The sequence below is a fragment of the Kitasatospora sp. NPDC004531 genome (assembly GCF_053602195.1).
Genome location: NZ_JBSGDD010000016.1, coordinates 1 through 25,975, shown reverse-complemented (window position 1 = coordinate 25,975; position 25,975 = coordinate 1). Strand labels below are relative to the sequence as shown.

The window sequence follows — 25,975 nt, the reverse complement described above, 5'->3', positions numbered from 1 at the left end:
CGACGCACGCACCGCGGCCCCCCGGGCCGTCGACGCGGGCGCACCCCGACCCGGACGGGCGACGGTCACGGCGGGCCCGGCTGCGCCAACTCGCCTACCGGGCCCCGCCGTTGACGTACAGCGTCTGCCCGCTCACGTACGACGCGTCCTCGCTCGCCAGGAACGCCACCACCGAGGCGACCTCCTCCGGCAGCCCCACCCGGCGCAGCGGGGTGCGCTGCGCGACCTCCGCCTGGTGCTCCTGCGGCGTCGCGCCGACCCGCTCGGCGGTCGCGGCCGTCATCGAGGTCGCGATGTAGCCCGGCGCCACCGCGTTGACGTTGATGTTGAACGGGCCGAGCTCGATCGCCAGCGTCGCCGTCAGGCCCTGGATGCCGGCCTTCGCCGCCGCGTAGTTCGCCTGGCCCCGGTTGCCCAGCGCCGAACGCGAGCTCAGCGACACGATCTTGCCGTACTTCTGCGCCACGAAGTACCGCTGCGCCACGTGCGAGCAGTTGTAGGCGCTGGTCAGATTGACCGACAGCACCGCGTCCCAGTCGCTCCTGGGCATTTTGAAGAACAGGTTGTCGCGGGTGATCCCGGCGTTGTTCACCAGGATGTGCACCCCGCCCAACTCCTCGACCACGGACGCGAACACGGCCTCCACCGCCGCGTAGTCGGCCACGTCGCAGCCGTAGCCGCGCGCCGTGCCGCCCGCCGCGAGGATCTCCTCGACGGTGCCCTCGGCGCGCTCCGCCGTCAGGTCGACCACGGCCACCGCCGCGCCCTCCTCGGCCAGCCGCCGCGCCGTCGCCGCCCCGATGCCCTGCGCGGCGCCGGTCACCACCGCCACCTTGCCGTCGAACTTGCCCACTGGGAAACCTTTCTGACGTTCCATCGGTTGAGAACTACCAGTCCCGCTCGACCAGCACCGCCGACCCCTGGCCGACGCCCACGCACATGGTCGCCAGGCCGCGGCGGGCGCCGGTGCGGTGCATCCGGTGCAGCAGCGTGGTGAGGATCCGGGCGCCCGAGCAGCCCAGCGGGTGGCCCAGCGCGATCGCCCCGCCGGACGGGTTCACCACCTCCGGGTCGATGCCCAACTCGCCGACGGACGCCAGCGCCTGGGCCGCGAACGCCTCGTTGAACTCGGCGGTCTCCACGTCCCGCAGCTTCCAGCCGCCGCGCTCCAGCACCCGCCGGGTGGCCGGCACCGGTCCGATGCCCATCACGTCCGGGTGCACGCCCGTCGACGCGCCCGCCACGTAGCGGCCCAGCGGCTCCAACTCCAGCTCCGACAGCGCCCGTTCGCTGCACAGCAGCAGCGCCGCCGCGCCGTCGTTCATCGGCGAGGCGTTGCCCGCCGTGACGCTGCCGCCCGCCCGGAACACCGGCTTCAGCGCGGCCAGCTTCTCCGCCGTGGTGTCGGGGCGGATCGACTCGTCGCGGTCCACCAGCACCCCGTCCGGGCGCCGCACCGGCAGCAGTTCGGCGTCGAAGTGGCCCGACTCCCGTGCGAGCGAGGCGAGTCGGTGGCTGCGCAGGGCGAACGCGTCCTGCGCCTCGCGGGAGACGCCGTAGCGGCTCGCGACCTCTTCGGCGGTCTCGCCCATCGACAGCACGCCGTGCAGCTCGCGCATGCGCGGATTGGTCAGCCGCCAGCCGAGCCGGGTGTCGAAGGTCTCCATCCGGTGCGGCAGCGCCTCGTCGGGGCGGGGCAGGACGAACGGCGCGCGGCTCATCGACTCGCAGCCGCCCGCCACCACCACGTCCGCCTCGCCGGAGCCGATCGCCCGGGCCGCCATGGTGACGGCCTCCATCCCGGACGCGCACAGCCGGTTGACGGTCGCGCCCGGCACGCTGTCGGGCAGCCCGGCCAGCAGCACCGCCATCCGGGCCAGGTTGCGGTTGTCCTCGCCGGCCTGGTTGGCGGCGCCCCAGTACACGTCGTCGATCCGCGCCGGGTCCAACCCCGGCGCCTGGTCGAGCAGTCCGCGCAGCACGGCCGCCGACAGGTCGTCGGGCCGGACGGCGGACAGTGCGCCGCGCAGCCGCCCGATCGGGGTGCGGCGGGCGGCGGCGATGAAGACCGGAAGCACTTCGTCGAGCTCCTCTTCGATAGGGGTTCCCGCCTGGTGGGCGGACGGCGTCAGAAAGCGTTGACCCCGGTCAGGGAACGCCCGATGAGCAGCTTGTGGATCTGGCTGGTGCCCTCGTACAGCGTCATCACGCGGGCGTCGCGCAGGTACTTGCCGACCGGGTACTCGTCGATGAAGCCGTACCCGCCGAACACCTGCAGCGCGTTGTTCGCCGACCGCACCGCCGCCTCGCTCGCGAACAGCTTGGCGACCGAGGACTCGGTGGCGAACGGCAGCCCGCGGTCGATCAGGTCGGCCACCCGCCAGGTCAGCAGCCGGGCCGCGGCCACGTCCACCGCGATGTCCGCCAGCAGCTCCTGCACCAACTGGTGCGCCGCGATCGGCTTTCCGAACTGCTCGCGCTCGCCGGCGTGGCGCACCGCCGCCTCCAGCGCGGCCCGGGCGATGCCGACACAGCCCGCCGCCACCGACATCCGGCCCTTGGCGAGCGCCGCCATCGCCACCGTGAAGCCCTTGCCCTCCGGGCCGAGCCGCGCACTGTCCGGCACCCGGACGGCGTCGAAGGCCAGCTCGGCGGTGGCCTGGCCGCGCAGGCCCACCTTGCCGTGGACGAGCGTGCGGGTGAAACCGGGAGCGTCCGTGGGCACCAGGAACGCGCTGATCCCCCGGTGTCCGGGTTCACCCGTGCGGGCGAACACCAGCGCCACCTCGGCCCACGTCCCGTTGGTGATGAACATCTTCGCGCCGGAGATCAGCCAGTCGTCGCCGTCCCGCACGGCCCGGGTGGTCAGGTTCGCGGCATCCGACCCGGTGCCGGGCTCGGTCAGCGCGAAACACCCCAACGCCTCGCCCGAACACAGCCGCGGCAGCCACCGCCGCTTCTGCTCCTCGGTGCCGAACGCGCTGATCGACTTGCCGACCAGCCCCAACGACACGGACACCACCCCGCGCACCGCGGAGTCGCCGCGCCCCAACTCCTCCAGCACCAGGCAGTACGCCAGATGGTCGCCGCCACTGCCGCCGTACTCCTCCGGCAGCGTCAGCCCGAGGAAGCCCAGATCGCCGAGTTTCTTCACGATCCCCAGGTCGATCGACTCCGCCCGGTCCCACTCGGCGGCGAACGGCACGATCTCCCGATCCGTGAACCCCGCCGCCAACTCCCGTACGGCGGCCTGCTCCTCGGTCAGCTCCAGGTCCACGCGGCGACCCCTTCGGCAGAAAACTAGCAGTGCAAGTTTTACGGTGACTGTAGCCCTCCCCGGCCCCGCACGGAAGAGCCCGCCTGCAAGAATGAACCCCCCACCGCATCGGCCCGCGCACCCAGGAGGCGGAGATCGCCCGACCCCGCACCCCCCTGCTCAACCGGGACCGGATCGTCACCGCCGCACTCGCCCTGGTCGACACCGAGGGCCTGCCCGCCCTCTCCACCCGCCGCCTGGCCGCCGAACTCTCCGTCAGCGGACCGTCCCTCTACAACCACTTCGCCACCAAGGACGAACTCCTCGACGCCGTGGTCGACAGTGTGATCGGCGAGGTCGACCTCACCATGTTCGACGCGCCGGACCACTGGCGCACCGCCCTGCACGACTGGGCCCACTCCTACCGCGCCGCCCTCGTCGCCCACCCCCACCTCGTCCCCGTCCTCGCCCAGGGCCCCGGCCGCCGGCCCAACGCGCTGCGCCTCGCCGACGCCGTCTTCGGCTGCCTCGTCGCCGCCGACTGGCCCCGCGGCCAAGCCACCCGGATCGGCGCCCTGATGCGCTACTTCATCACCGGCTCCGCCCTCGGCTCCTTCGCCGCCGGCTTCCCCGAGGACGCCGCCCTCTACACCGCCGACTACCCCCACCTCACCGACGCCCACCGCCTCGCCGAACACCGCCGCACCATCGACGAAGGCGCCTTCGAAACCGGCCTCGCCGCACTCCTCGACGGCCTCGAACTGCGCTACGCCCGCCTGCGACACGAGAATTGACCCTCGCCGCCGCACCGCGCCGGGCAGGCGCGGAAAAGCAGTTCGCGCGCCGCGAGGTGCGTGCTGTACTTGCCGGATGGGCGAGAGCGACGGCCGGATGCGGCTGCGGCTGACGAGTCACCGGGTCGGCGACGACGGGCACCGGCTCAGCCGGGTGCTGAGCAGCGGCCCGATGCTGCGCAACCTCCACCTCCACCCGCCCAGACCGGAGGTCGGGTACCTGACCGCGCCCCGTGCCGACCTGCTCCGCCTCGGCGCGCTGTTCCGGATCGCCGCCACCGGCCCGCACACCGTCGTGCACGTCCCGGCCCCGCCGGACGCCCCGGCGCGGCCTTCCGACTTCGTCGACAACCCGGCACTGCCGCTGCTGATCGCCCGCGAGGATGCCGGGCTGCGCCCCTCCGACTGGCCGGCGCTGCGCCGCCGGATGCGCCGCACCGGCACCCCGCTCACCGTGACCGCCCCCGCGCCCCGCCCCCACGACCGCTCCGAGGACGTCCTGCGCCGCGCCGACGACCGGCCCGCCCGGTTCACCGAGCACGCCGACACGGTCATCGTCACCGCCCGCCCCGAACTCCTCTTCCGGATCGGCGACCTGCTCACCGCCGGCGGCGACACCGTGGCCGGCGACCAGCACATCCACCGCCACGGCGAGTCCGGCTTCGGCGACCTGGCCCGCTTCTTCGAGCTGCGCCACCTCCACCAGCCGATGCACGCGCTGGTCCTGGTCGCCGCCGACCCGATCTTCCACCGGGCCCGCTGGCGCAAGCGCCGCAGGCTCGCCACCGCCCGCTGACGCCCCTCAGCTCTCCGTCCGCATGCGGAAGCCGTACGGGCCGGTGTCCAGGTTCACCGAGCGGATCACGACGGCGTAGCGGTGCGTCGGGTCCGGCAGGGGGACGGGGCCGATCGCGGTGCCGCAGAGCGCGTTGTTGCCGCTGACCGGCGTGCCCGAGGTCACGTCCACGACGTCGGCGACCAGGCCGGCGTCACAACCGGACGGCAGGTCGGTGAGTCGGACCGAGCGGGCTCCGGCCGCGTCGAACTCGTACCGGTCCTCGCGGCCGCGTACGTCGAGCAGCCCCGTGACCTGTTGGCCGGGGGTGGCGCCGAGGGTGCGGGGTTTGACGGTGACGAGCTGGAACCGGAACGGGCCGGTGCCGCCGGTGGGGGAGGAGATCCTGAGCTCGTAGGTCCGGGCCGGGTCCGGGACGGTGAACCGGACGTTGCCGCCGGTGCAGGGGAAGTTGTTGCCCGAGACGTCGAGGAGGTCGACGGTGAAGGTCTGGTCGCATTCCTCGCTCGTTCCGAGCCAGTCGGCGACCGCGAAGGCGGCGGCCCCGTCGAGGGCCACCCGGTACTGGGCGGACTGCCCGCTCGCGGCGATGTTCCCGGTGACCAGGTCGCCGTCGTGGACGACCGCGGGGCCTCCGCCGGTCGGGGGCATGGCAGCCGCGCCGGCCACGAAGGACGCCTGACCGGTCACGGCGGCATCGACCGCGCATTCGTCCAGCGGCGCTCCGGCCGGGACGCCCGCCGCCCGGCACAGCGCCGTCGCGACCTTCCGGTTGGGCAGGTTCTCCAGGGTGACCGGGCGTGCGGGAAAGCTCCGCAGGGTGAAGGTGCCGGTGTTCTCGCCGGGCCCGTAGTCGAAGAGGGAGCCGGCCTGCTCCACCCGCCAACCGTCCGCGAAGGTGCGGTAGAGCTGGTCGAACGGCGGATCCGCGGGCAGCGTCCGGCCGTCCCGGGTCCGCAGGTCCTGGTCGGGATCGCCGTCGAAGTCCCCGAGCAGTCCGCGGACGAGGGCCTTGCGGGACGGTGCGAGGCGGACCTGGACGTTGAGTCCCCAGGTGCCGACGACGTTGGCGGTGAGGAGGGTGCCGTCGGGCCACACCACCCGGTACGACTCCAGGCCCTCGGCGTTCACGCGGGTGATCCGACCGCCCCGCGGCAGGTTCGTGTCGCCCTCCGGGAGGTGCTGGAGCGCTCCGTCGACGTGCACGTCGATGCCGGTCTCGGCGAGGTACAGGCCGAGACGGTCGCCGGCGACGTTCATCGCCACCGCCCTGTTGATGCTGACGAGCGTGGAGCCGGGGTAGGGGGTCTGCCGCACCTGGATCCTGAGGTCGTCGGCGGTGGACTCGACGGCGGTGAACTCGCCCGCCGCCTGGAAGTCGTAGCGCAGCCCGTCGAAGGTGGTCAGGTGCGGGTCGCCGTTGCTTCCCCCGCAGCCCTGGGCCGGGCAGTCGGAGCCGGTCGGGCCGTGCTTCCCGGGCGAGGGGCTCGGCTTGCCCTTCTTGCAGCTCTCCGCGGAGTCCGGGAGCTTCATTCCTCCGTAGGCGGTGCGCAGCGGCAGGCCCCGGAAGCTGCGGTAGGCGTTCTCCGCGAAGGTGGCCTCCACCTCGGCGGTCTCCAGGCCGGGGGCGGCGCCGCGGCACTGGTGGAGGTCGAGGGTGCCCCGGCCGTAGTCCCGCCCGTGGAACATCTCGTGGTACAGCTGCGCGCACGGATCCATCGGGGTTCCGTCGCTCAGCGGCCGGGTGCTCCGGCTGTTCCAGTAGATGACGCTGTCGGTTCCGGTGCCGTCCTGTGCCTTGTCCCAGGCATCGTTCACGGGCCTGGAGAAGCTGTCGCCGGGGTTCGTCGGCGTGCCGTTGTTGAGGACGATCCGCACCTTGTGCGGGGAGAACTGAAGGTCCCGGACGACCCCGGCGGGGTCGCCGCTGTTGTCCTCGGCCCGGTAGGTGTTCATGCACCGGCCGAACGCCCCTGCCGCGGCGGGGTCCACGACGATCTCCGCCCGGGCGTGCGGGGCGCCGCCCAGGACCAGGGCGCCGGCCGAAGCGACGGCCAGCAGCGCGAGCCCCGCCGCTGCGGGAGACCTGCGCCGGAACCGGAACCAGAGCACGGCCGACGCGCCCGCCACCGCGATCCCGCCCAGCGGGATCCACACCGCGGGCTGCCACGACGCGGGACCGGGGTCGCCGACGGAGAAGGCGACGCTCACCGGCCCGCTCGTTCCGGGACACACGTCGGCCGGCCGGCCGGGCACCGGAGGGAAGGCGTAGACCGCGGTCATCTCGTACCTGCCCGCGGCGTCGACCGGCCACAGCGCCTCCACGCTGCCGGACTCGTCCGACCAGGTCACCGAGGGCAGGGCCGCGGCGAGCCCGGCGGCGCTCAGGTCCGCGCTCTCCAGGCTCAGCCGGGCACTCCCGCCCGCCGGGGTGCTGGTGAGCCCTTCCGAGGTCACCGGACCGAGTCCGTCCTGGAAGAGCCGTGGGGAGAGCCCCGGGGTGAGGGCCTCGCCGTCGCGCGACATCGCGGTGATGGTCAACGCCCCGGTGGCCACCGAGGTCAGCCCGCACGGTGTGGCGCCGGCATTCGTCACCGTGAAGCTCAACCGAACGGGCTGACCCACCGCGAACCGCGCCTGCGCGGGCTCGCCGCTCAGCGCCGGCGGGCGTTCGGACCCGGCCGACGCCGACCCGAGAGCCGCTGCGGGAAGTGCCAGGAGGACGCCGGACAGGACGCCTGCGCACAGCGCTCCGGCACGGATGACTGCGGAGAGCACGGTCACGACCCCTTCCGAAAGCTCCGGGGAGCCGATGGACACAGGCCACATCCATGCCCGGAGCGGACGATCATCACCGTGAAATCGCTCCATCGGCAGCGTGTCGATGCCGGTCCCAGGTCTCCGCCGACGTATGCGGGCGACGCCTTCGCACCGGGGGCCGGTCGAGGGAGACGATCACGGCCGTATGATGCGGCGGACCACGCAGCACCAGGGGGGACGAGATGGATGACGCGGGACAGACTTTCGGCACGGCGTTCGGGGTGCTCTTTGCCGCCGTGGGCCTGCTGTTCGCGGCCATGGGCATCGGCGTTGTGGTGCTGATACTCCGGCGGGCCGTGCGTCGCAGCCGCATTCGCAGCAGGGGTGTGCTCGTCGAGGCGGAGGTGATGGGGACATCGCTCGCGAAGGACCGTGACGAGGCCGGGCGGGGCACGCGGATCCAGCGCGCCGCGGTGCTCGTCTTCCGGACCGAGGACGGCCAGGAGGTCCGGGTCAGGGACACCTCCGGCGTTCCGCGGGTCGCCGGCGACCGGGTGGCCGTGCGGTACCGGCCCGGCCATCCCCGGGAGGCGATACCGATGGACGGCGGCGCACGTGTCGGGGCGAGGATCGTGGTCGGGCTCTTCGTCGCGTTCTTCTCGGTGTTCGCACTGGCCGGGCTGATCGTCACGGTCATCGGCATCGCCGTCGCGATCGGCGTCAATCAGCTGCCGGAAGGTTTCTGACGCCGGGCGGCGGAGCCGGACGACGGACGGCCGCCGGGGCGAGCTGCGGAGTTCGGCACCGGGCCAGGATGCCTGGTGGTCTCCGCAGCTCGCTGCCCCGGGGTGTCAGCGGCGGAACGGCCCGCCGTGGTTGCGGCAGCCCGGTGTGCACTCGGCCGGCTCCGGCAGCTGCCAGTTGAACGGCCACAGGTCCGCCGCGCCCTGCGAGTCCGCGACCAGTGCGGGGAGCCCGGCGGGGCGGCGCAGCAGGCAGCGGTGCTTCACCAGCGACTCGGCCTCGGCGAGGGTCATCGCGTGGCGTTCGACGCAGTGGTCCGAGACCCGCTCGGGATCCCGGACGACGTTCCACCGGTCGCCGTCCGCCGTCCGGAAGTCCATCCGGTGGCTGGTGCTCCACTGCGAGTTGGAGCCCCAGCCGTGCGACAGGTCGACGGGCCGACGGCCGCGCCGCCGGTTCGCCCAGTACAGCGGCGAGGTGTCCGCCCAGCCCGGCTCCGCCACGTGCGCGCCCGCCCGGACCCGGACCCCCGCGCGGGTGAACAGCAGCTCGCCGAGGAACAGGCCCGGCCACAGCACGTCCAGCAGCTCGATCGGCGCGTCGGGATCCTCGGCCGGAACCAGCTCGGCGATCTCGTGCAGGAACGGGTCGAAGCCGTCGGCCGCGCCGACCTCCGTCATGCCCAACGTGGCGAAGAACCCGAGGTACTGCTCCCGGTCCGGGTCCAGCCACGGCCGGTCGTTCGCCTCCCGCCCGTCGTACGGCGGCTGGAAGCCCAGCGTCATCGCGTCCGAGACCCGGGCCAGCGCGAACAGCTCGCACTCCAGCAGGTCCGCGTCCCTGGCGGACAGTGCGGAGAAGGTGTCGAACGCCGCCGCCCGGGCCAGCCACGCCGGGTACGCGGGCAGCACCCGCGCCTGCCACGCGTCCAGCAGCGGTCGCGCCGGGCCGTCCGACTCCATGCGCACCAGCGACTTGTACAGCTCCCGGCCCGCGCCGTACCCGCTCAACGTGTCGTCCTCGTCCACCGCCCCGCCCCCGCTCATCGCGTCGCCGCCGCCCGCAGCGCGCGGCGCAGCGACGCGGCCGGGTCGCCCGCGTGGTACGGGCGCTCGCTGGGCTCGATGCCGTCGAGGAACTCCTGGTAGCGCACCGCGAAGTGGATGTGCATCAGCGGCGCGGCCAACTCCAGGGCGCGCAGCGGGTCGCTGCCCGGGGCGAGCGACCGCCAGGCGGCGGACCAGCGCTCGCGGACGGTGGCGGCGCGCTCGGGGGAGAGGAACGGGGCGGGCCGCAGGCCGTCGAGGGCGGGGTGGCTCCACATCGCGTCGGAGAAGTCCAGCAGCACCGCGCGCTCGCCGTCCCAGCGCCAGTTGCCCGGGTGCCAGTCGCCGTGCACCAGCGTCAACGGGAGCCCGCAGTCGGCGAGTTCGCCCGCCAGCGCGGGCAGCCGCCCGGCCAGGGCGAGGGCCTGCCGGTGCTCGTCGTCGGTGAGTTCGGGCCGCAGCCGCTCCAGCAGGGCCGGGAACAGCGCGGCCAGCGCCGCCGGCGACCGGTCCGTCAACTCGCCCGGCCCGTCCGCGGCGACGGCCGCCTGCGCGGCCGCCCACCGGTCGACGACGCTCAGCATGCCGTCCTCCGGCAGCCCCCAGCAGTCCACGCCCGGGACTTCGGCCAGCAGCATCCGCCGCCCGTCCGCCGCCACCACCTGCGGCACCAGGCCCGGATCGGCCTTCGCCACCCGGGCGATCACCGCGGCCTCGGCCACCGCGAACGGCGGGGTGCTCTTCAACCAGAGCGCGCCCGTGCCGGTCGGGAACCGGGACAGCGCCGACAGGTTCCAGCTGCGCACCTGCTCCACCGGGCCGGTCCGCGGCCGCCCGAGGGCCGCCAACTCGCCGTCCGCCCAGGCCCATTCGGCGGCCAGGCCGTCCGCCGACGCCCAGGGCAGGCGCAGCGGCTGCTCGTCGTCCACCCGCGTGTCGGGGGCGGCGGCCAGCGGCCGCGAGGGGCGCTCCAGCGCCTGGGCCAGGTAGACCACGTCGCCGCCGCTGCCGGTCTCGCCGCCCGCGACGGACAGCATCCGCAGCAGCGCCACCGGCGCCCCGGCCGCCTCGGACGCGGCCCGCACCACCTCCCCGATCTGCGCCCAGTACGGCGAGGGGGCGGCGAAGGGGCCCACTGCGCCGAGGAGTCGGCCCTGCCATGCGATCAGGACGGTCGCCGTCCGCTGTTCGGTGTTCTGCACCAGGGCATTGTCCGGGCCGACGTGCCCGCCCGCCAGCGAATTTCCGCAGGCGGGCAAGCAGTTCGGGGTGCGGATCAGTCCGAGGCGTCCGCCATCGGCCGGGACAGCGACAGCCCGAACCGGCCCTGCTCGTCCGTCCACCAGCCGCTCAACCGCAGCCCGGCGGCGAAGAGTTCGCGCTCCACCCGCTCGCGGCGGAACTTCGCCGAGACCTCCGTGTACAGCTCCTCGCCGTCCTCGAAGTGCACCACCAGACCCAGTTCGGCGACCTTCACCTCCTGTTCCCGCAGCGAGCGCAGCCGCATCTCGATCCACTCCTGCTCCGAATCCCAGAGCGCGACGTGCGCGAACTGCGACGGGTCGAAGTCCGCGCCCAGTTCGCGGTTGAGCACGGACAGCAGGTTCCGGTTGAACGCCGCCGTCACCCCGGCCGCGTCGTCGTACGCGGCGACCAGCACGGCCGGGTCCTTCACCAGGTCGGTGCCGAGCAACAGGGCGTCGCCGGGCAGCAGTTGGGAGCGCAGCCCGGCCAGGAACGCGGCCCGTTCGGCGGGCACCAGGTTGCCCAGGGTGCCGCCGAGGAACACCACCAGGCGGGGGCCGCCGCCCTCCTCCGGCAGGCCGAGGCCGGTGGTGAAGTCCGAGAGCACGGCGGAGACTTCGAGCCCCGGGTAGTCGGCGATCAGCGACCGGGCGGCCGACTCCAGCGCGCTCTCGCTGACGTCGACCGGCACGTACCGCTCCAGGGTGCCGTGCGCGCGCAGCGCGTCCAGCAGCAGGCGGGTCTTCTCCGAGGAACCGGAGCCGAGTTCGACCAGGGTGCGGGCCCCGGTCGCGGACGCGATCTGCCCGGCGCGGGCGGTCAGGATCTCGCGCTCCGCCCGGGTCGGGTAGTACTCGGGCAGCCGGGTGATCTCCTCGAACAGCTCGGAGCCCCGGGCGTCGTAGAACCACTTCGGCGGCAGCCGCTTGGGATGCCCGCCGAGGCCCTCGCGCACGTCCGCGCGCAGCGCGTGGTGCAGGTGGTCGGGCGGCAGCAGACGGGTCAGCCGGTATCCGGTCACAGCGGTGCGTCCTCTCGGCATCGCGGCCCGGTCGGGGCCAGCGGGGTGAGCGCGCTGCCGGCCGCGTCGGCCACCAGCAGGGTACGGTCGGGGACTTCGGACCAGCCGGGCCCGTCGTCGAACGGCTCGGAGGCCACCAGCAGCGAGCCGTCCGCCTCCCGCCGCTGGAACAGCGTGTCGCCCCAGGCGGTCGCCGCCAGCGAACGGCCGTCGGTGGCCAGCAGGTTGAGCCGTGCGTCGGCCAACTCGGAGGCGGCCAGGCACACTTCGGCGAGGGCCTTGCCCAGCTCCACGCCCGCGCGCAGCCGGTTGAGCACCAGCGCCCACAGCAGCGCCGAGTCGGTGCGCGCCTCCAGCTCCAACAGCTCGCCGGTGGGCAGCAGTTCGGCCAGCGGCGCGAAGGCGTTCGGCCAGCCCGGCAGGATCCCGTTGTGGCTGAACAGCCAGCGCCCGGCGGCGAACGGGGCCGCCGCCTGCGGGCCCGGCGCGCAGCCGGGGGTGGCCGAGCGGACCGCGCCCAGGATCGCGTGCGAGCGGATCACCCGGGCCAGGTCCGCCAGGTCGCCGTCGGCCCAGATCGGCCCCTCCCGGCGGTAGCGGGCCGGCCGTTCGTCGCCCTCGGCGTACCAGCCGACGCCGTAGCCGTCCACGTTGACGGTGCCGTAGCGCTGGAGCCTGGGCGCCCAGGACTGCCGCAGCGGCCCGAACGGCGGATCCAGCAGCACCGATCGGAGCGGCAACGGCGTTCCCAGATAAGCGAAGTGACGGCACATCAGGCACCGGCCTCGCCCTCGGCGTCGCGGGCGGTGCGGAAGCCGGCGAAGATCTGCCGCCGGATCGGGTAGTCCCAGTTGCGGAAGGTGCCCCGGCAGGCGACCGGCGCGACCGCGAACGAACCGCCGCGCAGCACCTTGTACTCGGGCCCGAAGAAGACCTCCGAGTACTCCCGGTACGGCCAGGCCCGGAAACCCGGGTAGGCGGTGAAGTCGCTCGCCGTCCACTCCCACACGTCGCCGATCAACTGCCGTGCCCCGTAGGCGGATTCGCCCTGCGGGTAGGCGCCGACCGGGGCCGGGCGCAGATGCCGCTGGCCGAGGTTGGCGTGCTCCGGGCCGGGCGGCCCGTCGCCCCACGGGAAGCGCCGGGAGCGGTCGGACGCCGGGTCGTGCCGGGCCGCCTTCTCCCACTCCGCCTCGGTCGGCAGCCGCCGCCCCGCCCACCGGGCGTACGCGTCCGCCTCGTACCAACTCACGTGCAGCACCGGCTCGTTCGGCGGCACCGGCTCGACGTGACCGAAGCGGCGGCGCAGCCACTGCCCGTCCTGTCGGGTCCAGAACAGCGGCGCGGTCAGGTCCGCCGCCGTCCGGTGCTCCCAGCCGGCCGGCGTCCACCAACGCGGCTCGCGGTAGCCGCCGTCGGCGATGAACTCCTGGTACGCGGCGTTGAAGACCGGCGCGGTGTCCAGCCAGAACGCCGGCAGGTCCACCCGGTGGGCCGGGCGCTCGTTGTCCAGCGCCCACGGCTCGGTGTCGGTGCCCATGGTGAACGGCCCGGCGGGGACGAGCACTTCGGGCGCGAGCGGGCCCTCGGCGGCGGGCGGGGGAGGGGCGTCCAGCACCGCCGGGCCCTGCCGCAGCTGGTGGGTGATCAGCATCGTCTCGTCGTGCTGCTGCTCGTGCTGCGCGATCATCCCGAACGCGAACCCGGCGTCCAGCAGCGGCGCGCCCTCCAGCGGCGAGGCGGCCAGCAGGTCCAACACCCGGCCGCGCACCTCGTGCGCGTAGGCGCGGGCCTGCTCCGGCGGCAGCAGCGGCAGCCGGGGCCGCTCGGAGCGCGGGTGCTCGAAGGCGTCGTACAGCGGGTCGATCTCCGGGTGCATCGGGTCGCGGCCGCCGACGTTGCGCAGCAGCCACAGCTCCTCCTGGTTGCCGATGTGGGCCAGGTCCCACACCAGCGGCGACATCAACGGCGAGTGCTGGGCGACGAGTTCGGCGTCGTCCACGGCCCCCGTCAGCAGGCCGGTGCGCTCCCGGGCGGCGATCAGCTCGCCGGCGATCAGCTCGCGCAGCACGGCGGGGTCGGTGCGGTCGGCGTTCAGCACGAGGCGTCCTCCTGCAGCGCGGGCGCGGCGCCGGTGCGCAGCGCGGCCAACTGGTCGTCGGCGGGGCAGCGGCCCCGGGCCGGGTAGCGTTCGGCGAACTGCACCAGCGCGGGCCGCAGTCGGCCGTCACGGCGGGCCAGGGCCCGCTCGGCGGCGGAGAAGCAGGCCAGTGCGGCCCGGCGCAGCTCGGCGTCCGCCATGCCGAGCGCGGCGGCGCGCCGCCACAGGCCGGAGCGGGGCGCGCGCGAACCCGCGTGGCCGAGGCGCTCCAGCGCCTCCCGCGCCTCGTCGGCGGCCGCCGGGTCGTCCATCAGCGCGGACACCAGCGCCAGCGGCACCCGCCAGCCCTCGCCCGGCTGGGCGTCGATCATCCGCAGCTCCAGGTGCCCGCGCGGGCGCACCGGCGGGAACAGCGTGGTGCGGTGGTAGTCCAGGTCGGCCAGGACGGCGCCGCGCTCGCCGCCGCCGCGCAGCCACTCGCGGAAGGTCAGCCCCGCCGGCGCGTCCCAGGGCAGGCCCTCCGGGCGGCGCACGCACAGCACCGTCGCGTCCAGCACGTACCGGGTCCAGGCCTCGCGCGGATCGGCGAGCGGCGGCGGCGCGAGGGTGCGGGTGGGGTCCATCCGCGACCAGACCAGCTGCCGGGTCGACTTCCAGCCCGTCGGACGGCCTTCCAGCAGCGGCGAGTTGGCGAACGCCCCGACCAGCACCGGGCCCAGCAGGTGGGCGAGCCGCCAGCGTTCGCGGTACGTCGCGTCGGTGCCCGCGTCCACGCAGACCTGCACCGAGGCGGTGCCCGTCATCATGATCCGGCCCCACGGGCCGCCGCGGCCGAAGTGGCGTTCCATCGCCCGGTAGCGCGGGTGGGTGGCCTGCATGCGGCGCTCCCGGTCCAGTGGATCGGTGCCGGTGCCCGTCAGGCGCAGCCCCTCGGCGGCCAGCGCCGCCCGCAGCACCGCCTGGTCGGCGCTCAGACCCTCGGCGCAGACGGCCGGGTCGGCGGCGGGCGGGGAGCTCAGCTCGACCTGCCCGCCGGGTTCGTACGTCAGCCGCGATCCGGCCGGGAACACCGGGCCGTCGGCCGACACGGGCAGCGCCGCCATCGCGGCCGCCACCCGGGCGGGATCCACCGGGGCGGTCGGACATCGTCCGTCATGGACGAACCACTCCGTCTCCACCCCGACCAGCGCCGGAGGGCCGATCTTGAAGCAGATGGCACCCAGGTGCCGTTCCGCCGACGCCTCGGTCAACTCGGTCGGCGGGGTCACGCTCAGTGTCGAGCCGGCCGGTCGATCGGCCTGCTGCGGGCGTAAAGATGTCACCGGACTCACCATCCCTCGGTACGCGACTAGGGCCCGGTTGTTCCTGCTCAGTCTGCCCCCGGGCAAACCTCGCCGCTGCCCGGCCGTCGGAGCGGCAGGTCAAGCGGGTGAGCGCGGCGCCGGGCCGCTCCGGCGGCCGGCCGGAATCCGGGCGCGAGGAGCCGGAGCCGGCCGGAGCGGCACCGGAATCGCCCACCAGTTCGATCTTACGTTGGGTGAGCGGTCGCTCCCCGCGGGTGCGCCGCCGGCGGCGACCGGAGCCCGCCGCCCACCGGCCGGAGACCGGAGCCCGTCGGCCGGCCGGGGTTCACACCAGCTGGAGTTCGCCCACCGTCTCACCGCCGCTGACCTCGCCGGTCGGCCGGAACCCGAGGCCCAGGTAGAAGCGCTCCGGCCCGTCCTCGCCGGGATGCCACGTGGTGGTCATCCGGGTGCCGCCCCGACGGCGGATCTCGTCGGCCACCGACCGCACCGCGAAGCGGCCGTAGCCGCGCCCCTGCTCCCCGGCGGCGATGTTGAGGCGCCACAGCCCCGAGCGGATGTCGAGGCCGCGGCCGTCGCCGGCGAAGTCGATGTCGAGGAACGCCATCAGGAAGCCGACGGGCCGCTCGCCGTCGAGGATGAGCCGGGGCCATGCCGTGTCGCCGTGCGCGTACGCCTCGGCGAGCGACTTCACGACCGGATCGACCAGGTGCTCCTGGTCCGGGCGGACCCGCAGGGCGATCGCGGCGTCCACGTTGGCGGGGGTGATGGGCTCCAGTCGGAGCGCGGTGGTCACGATGGTCATGCGGGACACCATAGGCCGGTGGATCAAGCCGATTTCGGCTGCCCGCAGCCGCTACAGGATGAGCATGCAGTCGCCGAACATGTCGAACTCGTACCCGCCCTTCTCCAGGATCTCGGTGTAGGACCGCATCACGAGGTCCTTCCCGCCGAACGCCGCCGTCAGCACGATGTGGCTGGAGCGCGGCCGGTGCAGATTGGTCACCAGCCCGTTCACGACCTTGAACCGGAATCCCGGATAGATGTAGAGATCCGTCCACCCTTTCTGCGCCTCGACCGGGGATTTCGGCCCGCCGTCGAGCGCCAGCGATTCGAGGGTCCGCATGACGGTCGTCCCGACCGCGACGATCCGGCGCCCCTCGGTGCGCGCCCGGTTGATCTTTTCGGCGGTCTCCTCGTCGACCTCGAAGAATTCGGACCGCACCTTGTGGTTCTCGACATTCTCCGCGCTGATGTGGCGAACCGCCAGGATTTCGGTCGCCCCGACGTGCAGCGTGATGTAGGCGATTTCCACGCCCTTCGCGGCGACCCGCTCCAGCAGTTCCCGCGAGAAATGCAGCCCGGCCGACGGGATCTCCAGCGAACCGGGCTTCCTGGCGTACACCGAGCGGTAGGCCTCGGGCGTCGACCGCCAGGCCTTCGGGTCGAGCGGCACCGTCTCGTCGACGCGCCGCCCGTGCCGGTCGAGGGTCGGGATCAGCCGGTCGGCGGGCGTGAACGTGACCTTCCAGAGGTGGTCGGGCTGGGCCGCGACCAAGGTACAGCGCAGCTCCGGATCGTCGACCGCGACGAGTTCGAGCCCCGGTTCCAGGGGCTTCCCGGTGTCGACCTTCACGATGTTCGCGCCGTCGGGCTCATGGCCGTAGACGGTCACGTCCACCGTTTCGCCGCCGAGCCGGAACGGCAGCGTGTTCGACAGCATGTAACTGTCGTTCAGCACCAGCAGGTCACCGGGCCGGAGATGGTCGAGAATGGCGGCGAACCGGGTGTGCTCGACCGTTCCCGATGAGCGTTCGAGTACGACCATCCTTCCGCTGGAGCGGCTCCTTCCGCGCAATTCGACCGGGTCGGTCGGCATGTCCTCCGGCTTGTGGTCGAATTCGAATTCTTCGGTCCTCATCGCTTGCCATCCTCGTGGTCGGCCGATATCCGTCCGCCGGGAAGATCGACCGCTGACGGTCGAGGAATCCCCGGCACCGACGAGTGGATCCCGGCCGCAGGACGGCCGCACCTCGGACCGCCGTTCGGACCACCCGCGCCCGGCGCGCCGCCCGGCCGCGTGGTAGCGCCCGCCGCCAGCCAGGCCCGCCGGGAAGCCGGCAGCTCAGGGCGCCGACAGGCGCCGCTCCAGTGGGGTGCGGAAGCGGGGGGTGACGCGGGCGTCGGCGAGGACGGTGCGGAGGGTGGCGGCCTCGGCGGCGACGGCGGTGCGGGCGTCGGCGCCCGGGTCCTCCAGGAGGTCGAAGACCACGTCGCCGTCCGGGCGTTGGGCCCAGCCGCCGATGACGCGGCCGTTCCACCAGACGGTGGGGCCGAGGTTGCCGGAGCGGTCGACCAGGTGCGGGAGGTGGGCGGGCGGGAGGTACCAGTCGCGGTGCTTCACGCTCATCGTGGTGGGGTCGAGGGCGGGCAGCAGCGCCGCCCAGGGCGCCGGTTCGGCCTCCGGTTCGAGGTCGTCGGGGCGGACGAACCCGACCGCGCCGCCCGCGAGTTCGACCTCGACGGCGGCGCAGCCGACCAGTGCCGCGCGCACCTCGCGCACGCCCCAGCCGGTCCACCACACCAGGTCCTGTTCCGTCGCGGGTCCGTGGCCGGCCAGCCAGCGCCGCGCCAACTCGCGCTGTGCGTCGGCCTGTTCGGCGGCGGTCGGCGCCGCGGGGGCCGCCGGCCCCAGGGCCCAGCGGTGCTGGCTGCTGGTCCAACCGCCCACCGGGCGGCGGCGCACCATGACGCCCTCCATGCCCAGCAGTCGCAGCAGGCGCATGCTCACCGACTGCTTCGCCTGGTACCCGGTGCCCGCGCCGTACGTGATGCTCTCCCGCAACTCCGGTACCAGTTCGCCGAGTTGGCTGCCGGTGAGGTCGACATCCGATTCGGCGAGGGCGGCCCGGACGGCGGCCTCCACCCGGGCCGTCCAGGCGGCGTCGCGGCCCGAGGCGGCGAAGTCCTTGAGCAGGCGGGCGCGTTCGCGGGCCGCCACCTTGGCGGTGGTCGAGGCGTGGACGGTCGGGGCGAGCGCGGCCGGGACGGCGAACAGCGTGCTGCGCATGCCGTGTTGGCGCAGCACGGTGCGGTCCTGGTAGAGGGCGCGCTCGGTGTCGGCGACGCCGGGGGTGGCGAGCCGGGCCGACACGGCGAGGAAGACCGTGGCGGGATCGGAGGCGTGCACGGCGACCAGGTCGTCCACCACCTGCTCGGCGTGCGCCGCCCGGGTGTCGGGCGCGAGGCGGTGCCGGCGGGCCAGCCGGGCGCGGCGCTGGTCGTCGTCGAACTTCGGGCGGGCGGGCACGCGTTCCTCCTCGGACTCCGGGTCGCCCCAGCCTGCCACGGCCCGCTGTCACTCCCCGCCCCTCGAAGCCGGGCGGCGGGTCGGCGTGAAAGTTTCGCCGGGGTGACGGGCCCGCTTCCGGGGTAGGAGAAGGGCGGCCGAGCACCACCCGTCACAGCGGTGAACTGCGCTGCCGTGCACCGGAGTTCCACTCACCCAGCGGGAGCGCTCCCACGGCTTCTGCGCAACTTCTTGACGCGACCAGGTGGTCATGGCTTCATATCGGTTGTTCCCAGGGCGAGTTCAGCTCCTCCCTGGGTCAAGTATGGGAGCGCTCCCATCAGTTGGGAGCCCTTCCGTCGAGTCCGTCCCCCACCCGAAAGGACTCCCGTCACTGTGTCGGCCAACCTGACGCGCCGTCTTCGGACGGCGGCAGCGGCCGCGGTGCTCAGCGCCGCGACCGTGCTGCCGATCGCCGCGGCGACTCCCGCCGCCCATGCCGCCGCGACTGCCCGCGTGGACAATCCGTTCGTCGGCGCCGGGGTGTACGTGAACCCCGAGTGGTCCGCCCATGCCGCCGCCGAGTCGGGCGGCTCCGCGGTCTCCAACCAGCCCACCTTCGTGTGGATGGACCGCATCGCCGCCATCGGCGGCGCCAACGGCGGCATGGGCCTGCGCGCCCACTTGAACGCCGCCGTGCAGCAGGCCGCGGGCAAGCCGTACGTGTTCCAGGTCGTGATCTACGACCTGCCGGGCCGCGACTGCGCCGCGCTGGCCTCCAACGGCGAGCTCGGCCCGACCGACCTGCCGCGCTACAAGAGCGAGTTCATCGACCCGATCGCCGCGATCCTTGCCGACCCGGCCTACGCCGGTCTGCGGATCGTCACCACCGTCGAGCTCGACTCGCTGCCGAACCTGGTGACCAACGCGGGCGGCACCGCCACCGCCACCCCCGCGTGCGACACCATGAAGGCCAACGGCAACTACATCAACGGTGTGGGCTACGCGCTGGCCAAGCTGGGCGCGATCCCCAACGTCTACAACTACGTGGACGCCGGCCACCACGGCTGGCTCGGCTGGGACTCCAACCTCCAGCCGACCATCGACACCGTCAAGCAGGCCGCCACCGCGTCCGGCTCGACGCTCGCCAACGTCCAGGGCTTCGTCGTCAACACCGCCAACTACGGCGCGCTGCACGAGCCGAACTTCACCGTCGGCGACTCGGTGAACGGCACCACGGTCCGCCAGAGCAAGTGGGTGGACTGGAACAACTACGTCGACGAGGCGTCGTTCGCCAAGGCGTGGCGCACCAAGGCCGTCGCGTCCGGCTTCAACTCGAACATCGGCATGCTGATCGACACCTCCCGCAACGGCTGGGGCGGCGCGAACCGCCCGGCCGGACCGGGCCCGAAGACCTCGGTGGACGCGTACGTCGACGGCGGCCGGATCGACCGCCGCTTCCAGACCGGCAACTGGTGCAACCAGTCCGGCGCGGGCCTCGGCGAGCGTCCCAAGGCCGCGCCCGAGGACGGCATCGCCGCCTACGTGTGGGTCAAGCCCCCGGGCGAGTCGGACGGCGCGAGCTCGGCCATCTCGAACGACGAGGGCAAGGGCTTCGACCGGATGTGCGACCCGACGTACACCGGCAACCCGCGCAACAACAACAACATGTCGGGCGCGCTGCCGAACGCCCCGCTGGCCGGCCACTGGTTCTCCGCGCAGTTCCAGGAGCTGCTGAAGAACGCCTACCCGGCGCTCGGCTCGTCCGGCGGCGGCGACACCACCGCGCCGACCGCCCCCACCGGCCTCGCGGCCACCACCACCGCCAACAGCGTCGCGCTGACCTGGAGCGCCTCCACCGACAACGTCGGCGTCACCGGCTACGACGTCTACCGGGGCGGCACCCTGGTCGGTTCCGCCACCGGCACCTCGTACACCGACACCGGCCTGAGCGCCTCGACCGCGTACACCTACACCGTCAAGGCCCACGACGCGGCCGGGAACGTCTCCGCGGCCTCCGCGGCGCTGGTCGCCACCACCCAGGCCTCCGGCGGCGGCCCCGGCGGCGGCTCCGGCTGCACCGCCGCCTACAAGGTGACCAACGACTGGGGCGCGGGCTTCAACGCCGACGTCACCGTCACCGCCGGCAGCTCGGCGATCAAGACCTGGAAGGTCAGCTGGACCTTCGGCGGCAACCAGCAGATCACCAACCTGTGGAACGGCCAGCTCAGCCAGTCCGGGACGGCCGTGAGCGTCGCCAACCTGTCCTACAACGGGACGCTCGGCGCCGGCGCGAGCACCAGCTTCGGCTTCGGCGGCACCTACTCCGGCACCAACGCCCTGCCCGCCCTGACCTGCACCGCGACCAGCTGATCCGTTCGACCGCCCGACCCGGCCGCCGCCCCCCCCGCCACTCGTGCGGGCGGGCGGCGGCCCCGCGTGCGCCCCCGCACGGCCCGCGCGGGCGCGGCGCGAACCGCCGAAGCCGCCCGGTCGGCGGCGGCATTGCCCCTGGTCGGACGACGCCGCTTGCCGAGTGGAGCCGAAGTATAGGAAGATCTTTATGTCCTGTTGCCATTTTTCGACCGATTGCCCGCCGGAAGGGGTGCCGTCATGGCGCGTCCGAACTGGGTGCCCGCGGGGACCGACCTCGACAAGCCGAACGCCGCCCGGGTCTACGACTACTACCTCGGCGGCTCGCACAACTTCGAGGTCGACCGGCAAATGGCGCGCAAGGCGATCGGACTCTGGCCGGACCTGCCGAAGATCATGCGGGCCAACCGGGCGTTCCTGCACCGCGCCACCCAGTACGTGGCCGCCGAGGGCATCAGCCGCTTCCTCGACATCGGCTCCGGCATCCCCACCTTCGGCGCCGTCCACGAGGTCGCCCGCGAGTACCAGCCCGACGCCCGCGTCGTCTACGTCGACCTGGACCCGGTCGCCGTCGCGCACAGCCGCCTGATCCTCGCCGACGACCCGCTGTGCCAGGTCGTCGACGCCGACCTGCGCGACATCGACGACCTGCTCTCCCGCCCCGAGGTCGAGGAGCTGCTCGCCCCCGGCGAACCCGTCGCCGTCATCCTCAACGCCGTGATGCACTTCGTCACCGACGAGGACGAACCCGACAAGATCCTCGCCAAGCTCCGCGAAGCCCTGCCCAGCGGCAGCGCCCTGGTCCTCTCGCACGCCTCCCTCGAAGGCCGCCCCGACCAGGCCGGCTCCCACCAGGACCTCTACCGCTCGACCCCCACCCCGCTCACCATGCGCAGCCGCGAACAGATCACCGCCATGTTCGACGGCTTCGAGCTGGTCGAACCCGGCGTGGTCTACCTGCCCGAATGGCGCCCCGACGACGCCGACACGGTCGGCCCGCACCCCGAGCGGATGACCGGGATGGCCGGCGTCGGACGCCTGTCATGACCGGGGCGGCCGCCCCGGACAGCGGGTTCAGAACCGCCTGGGCCGCCATGCTGCGCACCGGACACGGCGCGGCCGTGCGCCCCGGCGTCCTCAACCCGCTGATCGCGCGGACCGCCGACCTGCTGCGCCGCGCCGCCGAGGACGAGCCGTTCCGCCCCGAGCTGGCCGGACAGGTCGGGGCGCTGCTCATCGACAACCACTTCACCGACCCCCAACTGCTGTCCGACGCCGTCCAGTTGCTGCACAGCCGGGCCGTCCCCGACGAACGCGGCCCGGCGCTGTCCGGCGCGTTCGCGGCCGGCTGGGCGGCGGCGCTGCGCGAACGCACGCTGAGCGAGCAGGAGGCCATCCGGCTGGCCGCCGACACCGCCCGCCAGGAGGTCGAACGGGCGCTGCGGGTCTCCGAGGCCCGCTTCCGCGCCCTGTTCGAATCCGCGGCGATCGGCATCGGCCTCGGCGACACCGACGGCAACATCCTGGCCGTCAACCGGGCCCTCGGCGAGATCTTCGGCGGCGGCCCCGAGGACATGCAGGGCGTGCGGGTCAACGACCTGATGCACCCCGAGGACACCCCCGGCGTGTGGGAGGCCTACGAGGAGCTGATCAGCGGCAAGCGCGAGTACTTCCAGTTCGACAAGCCGTACTACCGGCGCGACGGCGAAGTGGTCTGGACCCACCTGACGGTCTCGCTGATCCGCGACGACGACGGCTCGCCGCTGTACCAGGTCGCCATGCTGGAGGACGTCACCGACCGCTACCGGCTCCAGGAGCGCCTGCGCCACCAGGCCACCCACGACCCGCTGACCGGCCTGCCCAACCGGGCCGCGTTCTTCGAACGGCTGGAGCGGCTGTTCGAATCGCCGGAGCCCGACGCCCGGTTCGGCCTGTGCTACGTCGACCTGGACGGCTTCAAGGTCGTCAACGACAGCCTCGGCCACGACATGGGCGACCAGCTGCTGACGGTGGTCGCCGGCCGGCTGGAGTCCGCGCTCAGCCCGCTCGGGCACATGGTGGCCCGGCTCGGCGGCGACGAGTTCGTGGTCCTGCTGGAGAACTGCCGCGGCGAGCAGGAGGCCGTCGCCGCCGCCAAGACCGTGCTCGCCGCGCTCACCAAGCCCGTCGTCATCGGCGACCACCGGCTCGCCGTCGGCGCCAGCGTCGGCGTGCTGGAACGCCGCATCTCCAGCACCACCCCCGGCGCGGCCGTCCGCGCCGCCGACCTGACGCTGTACCGCGCCAAGGAGGCCGGCCGCGGCCGCTGGACGCTGTTCGATCCCAAGGAGAACGCCCGCGCCGTCAGCCGCTACGCGGTGTCCGTGCGGATGCCCGCCGCCCTCGATCGCGGCGAGTTCTTCATCGACTACCAGCCGATGATCGACCTCTCCACCGGCACCATGACCGTCGTCGAGGCGCTGGTGCGCTGGCGCGACCCGCAGCTGGGCGTGCTCAGCCCCGAGGAGTTCGTCGGCGTCGCCGAGGAGACCGGGCTGATCATGCCGCTCGGCCGCTGGGTGCTGGAACAGGCCTGCGAGCAGGCCGCCGACTGGGTCGCCCGGTTCGGCGACCGGGCCCCCAAGGTCAGCGTCAACCTCGCCGTCCGGCAGGCCCGCAACGCCGGACTGGTCGCCGACATCGACCGCATCCTGCGCAGCACCGGCCTCGACCCGTCGATGCTGCAGCTGGAGATCACCGAATCGACCGTGGTCGGCCCCGAGGACGAGGCCCTCAAGGCGCTGCACGCGCTGGTCGACATGGGCGTCTCGCTGGCCGTCGACGACTTCGGCACCGGCTGGTCCAACCTCGCCTACCTGCGCGACCTGCCGGTCTCCAACCTGAAGATCGCCGGCTCCTTCGTCGGCGACCTGCACGACCCCGCCAAGGACACCCACCTCGGGTGGCGGATCGTCAGCGGCCTGGTCTCGCTCGCCCACACCCTCGGGCTGTCCGTCACCGCCGAGGGCGTCGAGACCCGCGCCGACGCCGAACGCCTGCGGCTGATGGGCTGCGACCTCGCCCAGGGCTGGCACTTCGGGCGGCCCGTGCGGCCCGCCGAGATCGCCCGCCGGATCGCCGAGGCCGACCCCGAACGCGCCGCCGAGTTCGTCGCCGCGGCCGGCCCCGACGGCGTCGAGCGCCGCCACGGGCCGGCCGCCGCCGTGCCCGCCGTGCGCCGACTCGCCGAGCCCGGGCCGGAGTTCGCGGACCAGCCGGAGCTCGCGCCGCGCGCCGACCGCGAGCGCTGAGCCCGCACCGCCCCCGTCCGGTGTCGCCCGCCCCGCCCGGACCGCCCCGCCCCTTCGTGCCCCGCTCGGACCGCCCCGTCCGGCGTCCTCCGGTCCGTTCGGCCCACCCGTGCCCTGGCTACCGGCCGGTACCCCGGCAAGCTGAGGTGGCGCCGGGGCGTCACCGGCGAGCCGGCGAGGAAGAGGCGGGACGAGATGGTGAAGGCATTCGGGTTCGTCGCGTACGGCGGGCCGGAGCAGCAGCGGTTCCTGGACCGGCCGCTGCCCGAGCCCGGCCCCGGCGGGCTGCGGATCGAGGTCAGGGCGGCCGGGGTCAACCCCGCCGACTGGAAGAAGCGTGAAGGCTGGTTCGGGACGGCCGCCGAACCGCCGCTGGTGATGGGCAGCGAGGCGGCCGGCGTGGTGACGGCCGTGGGGGAGCAGGCGAACGGGTTCGCCGTCGGCGACGAGGTGTTCGGCATCGCGCCCGCCGGGGCGTTCGCCGAACAGGTGCTGCTCGCCGCCCGCGCCACCGCCCGCAAACCGGCCACCGTCGGCTTCGACCAGGTCGCGGCGCTGCCCGTCGCCGCCGCCACCGCCTACGACGCGCTCCACCAGCTCGACCTGGAACGCGGCGAGACCCTGCTGATCGTCGGCATCTCCGGCGGCGTCGGCAGCGCCGCCACCCAGCTCGCCCGCGCCCGCGGCCTCACCGTCCTGGGCACCGCGGGCGCGTCGAGCGCCGACCACGTCCGCAAGCTCGGCGCCACCCCCGTCCGCTACGGCGACGGCGTCGCCGACCGGCTGCGGGAGGCCGCCCCCGACGGCGTCGACGCGATCCTCGACCTGGTCGGCGGCCCGGCCGTCCGCGACGTCGCCGGGGCGCTGCGCCGGCCCGGACGGCTGGTGTCCACCGCCGACCGGGCCACCGCCGAGGAGCTCGGCGGCGCCTACGTGCGGCGCGACGGCACCGCGACCGTCCTCACCGCGCTCGCCGAGCTGGTCGCCGACGGCACCCTCGACCCGCAGATCAGCGCCCGCTACCCGCTGGAGCGGGCCGCCGAGGCGATCGCCGCAGTCGAGACCGGACACGCCCGCGGCAAGCTGATCCTGGAGATGAACCGCCCGTGAAGATCACCGAGCCGACCCCCGGAGCGCCCTGCTGGGTCGAACTGGCCGCCAAGGACCCGGTCGCGGCCAAGACCTTCTACCACGAGCTGTTCGGCTGGCGCGCCGAGACCGCCGCCGACGAGCGGGCCATGGGCTACACCCGGCTGTACAACGGCGACCGACTCGTCGCCGGGCTGGCCGGGTTGATGCAGCCCGGCCAGCCCGTCGCGTGGAGCATCAGCTTCCACACCCCCGACGTCGACGCCACCGCCCGGCAAATCACCGACGCGGGCGGCAGCCTGGTCGTCGAGCCCACGGACGCCCTCGACTGGGGGCGCTTCACCGTCGCCCGCGACCCCGGCGGCGCGGTCTTCTGCGCCTGGCAGCCCGGCACCCTGCGCGGCGCCGACGCGCTGAACGAACCCGGCACGCTCGGCTGGGTCGAACTCGCCACCCGCGACCCCAAGGGCGCCGTCGCGTTCTACCCCAGGGTGTTCGGCTGGAGCGTCGCCGCCGGCGAGATGTACACCCAATTCGGCCTGGGCGGAAGGGACTTCGGCGGCATGATGGACATGGCCGACCAGTTCCCCGCCGAAGTCCCGCCGTACTGGATGCCGTACTTCGCGGTCGCCGACGTCGACCTGAGCGCCGAACGCGCCGCACTGCTCGGCGCCACCGTCACCCTGCCGCCCACCGACGTCCCCGAGGGCCCGCGGCTGGCCGTGCTGCGCGACCCGCAGGACGCGATCTTCGGCATCCACGTCGCCTACCCGGAGACCTGAACACCGGTGCAGGGCAGGCGAGTCGATCAGACCCGCGCCGACGGCAGGCCGGCCGACGGCGCGGTCGGCGCGCCCGGGCCGCGAC

Annotated in this window: 21 protein-coding genes; 8 read left to right on the top strand and 13 right to left on the bottom strand. The window is 73.8% G+C overall.

Annotation, left to right across the window (positions count from 1 at the left end; genetic code table 11):
• Positions 1-94 precede the first annotated feature (94 nt).
• Genes fabG through ACWEMJ_RS09960 form a run of 3 tightly spaced genes read right to left on the bottom strand, consistent with a single transcriptional unit; the run spans position 95 to position 3,277 of the window.
• Positions 95-853: a 3-oxoacyl-ACP reductase FabG gene (gene fabG, locus ACWEMJ_RS09970; RefSeq protein WP_452136490.1), complete on the bottom strand. Its 759-nt coding sequence runs from the start codon at positions 851-853 to the stop codon at positions 95-97.
• 34 nt (positions 854-887) lie between these two features.
• Positions 888-2,078 carry a thiolase family protein gene (locus ACWEMJ_RS09965; protein ID WP_452136489.1) on the bottom strand — a complete coding sequence of 397 codons (1,191 nt, stop codon included), beginning with the start codon at positions 2,076-2,078 and terminating at the stop codon, positions 888-890.
• Positions 2,079-2,128: 50 nt separating this feature from the next.
• Positions 2,129-3,277 carry an acyl-CoA dehydrogenase family protein gene (locus ACWEMJ_RS09960; protein WP_452136488.1) on the bottom strand — a complete coding sequence of 383 codons (1,149 nt, stop codon included), beginning with the start codon at positions 3,275-3,277 and terminating at the stop codon, positions 2,129-2,131.
• A gap of 134 nt (positions 3,278-3,411) precedes the next feature.
• Between ACWEMJ_RS09960 and ACWEMJ_RS09955 the strand changes: the two genes are divergently transcribed.
• Both ACWEMJ_RS09955 and ACWEMJ_RS09950 read left to right on the top strand, forming a co-directional pair.
• Positions 3,412-4,050, top strand: coding sequence for a TetR/AcrR family transcriptional regulator (locus ACWEMJ_RS09955; protein ID WP_452136550.1), 639 nt, complete (start codon positions 3,412-3,414; stop codon positions 4,048-4,050).
• Positions 4,051-4,126: 76 nt separating this feature from the next.
• A complete protein-coding gene (locus tag ACWEMJ_RS09950; protein ID WP_452136487.1) occupies positions 4,127-4,846 on the top strand; it encodes a hypothetical protein in 720 nt (239 codons plus the stop codon).
• Positions 4,847-4,852: 6 nt separating this feature from the next.
• Here the strand turns inward: ACWEMJ_RS09950 and ACWEMJ_RS09945 are convergent, their stop codons facing one another.
• On the bottom strand, positions 4,853-7,441 hold the full coding sequence (locus ACWEMJ_RS09945; RefSeq protein ID WP_452136486.1) for a VWD domain-containing protein: 2,589 nt from the start codon (positions 7,439-7,441) through the stop codon (positions 4,853-4,855).
• A gap of 407 nt (positions 7,442-7,848) precedes the next feature.
• Between ACWEMJ_RS09945 and ACWEMJ_RS09940 the strand changes: the two genes are divergently transcribed.
• Positions 7,849-8,352, top strand: a complete 504-nt coding sequence (locus ACWEMJ_RS09940) for a DUF3592 domain-containing protein (protein ID WP_452136485.1) — start codon at positions 7,849-7,851, stop codon at positions 8,350-8,352.
• 105 nt (positions 8,353-8,457) lie between these two features.
• Here ACWEMJ_RS09940 and ACWEMJ_RS09935 read toward each other — a convergent pair whose 3' ends face one another.
• The 9 genes from ACWEMJ_RS09935 to ACWEMJ_RS09895 all read right to left on the bottom strand — a co-directional run bounded on the left by ACWEMJ_RS09935 (position 8,458) and on the right by ACWEMJ_RS09895 (position 18,377).
• Positions 8,458-9,378, bottom strand: a complete 921-nt coding sequence (locus tag ACWEMJ_RS09935) for a hypothetical protein (protein WP_452136484.1) — start codon at positions 9,376-9,378, stop codon at positions 8,458-8,460.
• A gap of 14 nt (positions 9,379-9,392) precedes the next feature.
• Positions 9,393-10,598 (bottom strand): phosphotransferase family protein, encoded by a 1,206-nt coding sequence (locus tag ACWEMJ_RS09930; RefSeq protein WP_452136483.1) that lies wholly within the window; start codon positions 10,596-10,598, stop codon positions 9,393-9,395.
• A gap of 74 nt (positions 10,599-10,672) precedes the next feature.
• Positions 10,673-11,662 (bottom strand): L-histidine N(alpha)-methyltransferase, encoded by a 990-nt coding sequence (gene egtD, locus ACWEMJ_RS09925; RefSeq protein WP_452136482.1) that lies wholly within the window; start codon positions 11,660-11,662, stop codon positions 10,673-10,675.
• Positions 11,659-12,435: an ergothioneine biosynthesis protein EgtC gene (gene egtC, locus ACWEMJ_RS09920; protein WP_452136481.1), complete on the bottom strand. Its 777-nt coding sequence runs from the start codon at positions 12,433-12,435 to the stop codon at positions 11,659-11,661. Before egtC ends, egtD begins: the two co-directional genes overlap by 4 nt.
• Entirely contained in the window at positions 12,435-13,763 is a 1,329-nt protein-coding gene (egtB, locus tag ACWEMJ_RS09915; RefSeq protein ID WP_452136480.1) for an ergothioneine biosynthesis protein EgtB, read from the bottom strand. The genes egtC and egtB overlap by 1 nt, the downstream gene beginning before the upstream one ends.
• Positions 13,757-15,031, bottom strand: a complete 1,275-nt coding sequence (egtA, locus tag ACWEMJ_RS09910; protein WP_452136479.1) for an ergothioneine biosynthesis glutamate--cysteine ligase EgtA — start codon at positions 15,029-15,031, stop codon at positions 13,757-13,759. Before egtA ends, egtB begins: the two co-directional genes overlap by 7 nt.
• Before the next feature lie 361 nt (positions 15,032-15,392).
• Positions 15,393-15,863 carry a GNAT family N-acetyltransferase gene (locus ACWEMJ_RS09905; protein ID WP_452136549.1) on the bottom strand — a complete coding sequence of 157 codons (471 nt, stop codon included), beginning with the start codon at positions 15,861-15,863 and terminating at the stop codon, positions 15,393-15,395.
• Positions 15,864-15,923: 60 nt separating this feature from the next.
• Positions 15,924-16,988, bottom strand: coding sequence for an S-adenosylmethionine:tRNA ribosyltransferase-isomerase (locus ACWEMJ_RS09900; RefSeq protein WP_452136478.1), 1,065 nt, complete (start codon positions 16,986-16,988; stop codon positions 15,924-15,926).
• 204 nt (positions 16,989-17,192) lie between these two features.
• On the bottom strand, positions 17,193-18,377 hold the full coding sequence (locus tag ACWEMJ_RS09895) for a winged helix DNA-binding domain-containing protein (protein WP_452136548.1): 1,185 nt from the start codon (positions 18,375-18,377) through the stop codon (positions 17,193-17,195).
• Between the two features lie 423 nt (positions 18,378-18,800).
• Here ACWEMJ_RS09895 and ACWEMJ_RS09890 point away from each other — a divergent pair, with 423 nt between their 5' ends.
• The 5 genes from ACWEMJ_RS09890 (at position 18,801) to ACWEMJ_RS09870 (ending at position 25,890) form a co-directional block, all read left to right on the top strand.
• Positions 18,801-20,729, top strand: a complete 1,929-nt coding sequence (locus ACWEMJ_RS09890) for a glycoside hydrolase family 6 protein (RefSeq protein WP_452136547.1) — start codon at positions 18,801-18,803, stop codon at positions 20,727-20,729.
• Between the two features lie 240 nt (positions 20,730-20,969).
• On the top strand, positions 20,970-21,776 hold the full coding sequence (locus ACWEMJ_RS09885; protein WP_452136477.1) for an SAM-dependent methyltransferase: 807 nt from the start codon (positions 20,970-20,972) through the stop codon (positions 21,774-21,776).
• The gene (locus tag ACWEMJ_RS09880; RefSeq protein WP_452136476.1) at positions 21,773-24,019 is read left to right on the top strand and encodes a putative bifunctional diguanylate cyclase/phosphodiesterase; all 2,247 of its coding nucleotides are present in this window, start codon (positions 21,773-21,775) and stop codon (positions 24,017-24,019) included. Before ACWEMJ_RS09885 ends, ACWEMJ_RS09880 begins: the two co-directional genes overlap by 4 nt.
• Positions 24,020-24,214: 195 nt before the next feature.
• The gene (locus tag ACWEMJ_RS09875) at positions 24,215-25,129 is read left to right on the top strand and encodes an NADP-dependent oxidoreductase (RefSeq protein WP_452136475.1); all 915 of its coding nucleotides are present in this window, start codon (positions 24,215-24,217) and stop codon (positions 25,127-25,129) included.
• Positions 25,126-25,890: a VOC family protein gene (locus ACWEMJ_RS09870; RefSeq protein ID WP_452136474.1), complete on the top strand. Its 765-nt coding sequence runs from the start codon at positions 25,126-25,128 to the stop codon at positions 25,888-25,890. Before ACWEMJ_RS09875 ends, ACWEMJ_RS09870 begins: the two co-directional genes overlap by 4 nt.
• Positions 25,891-25,975 lie beyond the last annotated feature (85 nt).

Excerpts from the sequence above, each read along its gene's own strand:
- ACWEMJ_RS09950 (WP_452136487.1), top strand. The coding sequence starts at position 4,127 with ATGGGCGAGAGCGACGGCCGGATGCGGCTGCGGCTGACGAGTCACCGG.
- ACWEMJ_RS09940 (WP_452136485.1), top strand. The coding sequence starts at position 7,849 with ATGGATGACGCGGGACAGACTTTCGGCACGGCGTTCGGGGTGCTCTTT.
- egtC (WP_452136481.1), bottom strand. The coding sequence starts at position 12,435 with ATGTGCCGTCACTTCGCTTATCTGGGAACGCCGTTGCCGCTCCGATCG.
- ACWEMJ_RS09900 (WP_452136478.1), bottom strand. The coding sequence starts at position 16,988 with ATGAGGACCGAAGAATTCGAATTCGACCACAAGCCGGAGGACATGCCG.
- ACWEMJ_RS09885 (WP_452136477.1), top strand. The coding sequence starts at position 20,970 with ATGGCGCGTCCGAACTGGGTGCCCGCGGGGACCGACCTCGACAAGCCG.
- ACWEMJ_RS09880 (WP_452136476.1), top strand. The coding sequence starts at position 21,773 with ATGACCGGGGCGGCCGCCCCGGACAGCGGGTTCAGAACCGCCTGGGCC.
- ACWEMJ_RS09875 (WP_452136475.1), top strand. The coding sequence starts at position 24,215 with ATGGTGAAGGCATTCGGGTTCGTCGCGTACGGCGGGCCGGAGCAGCAG.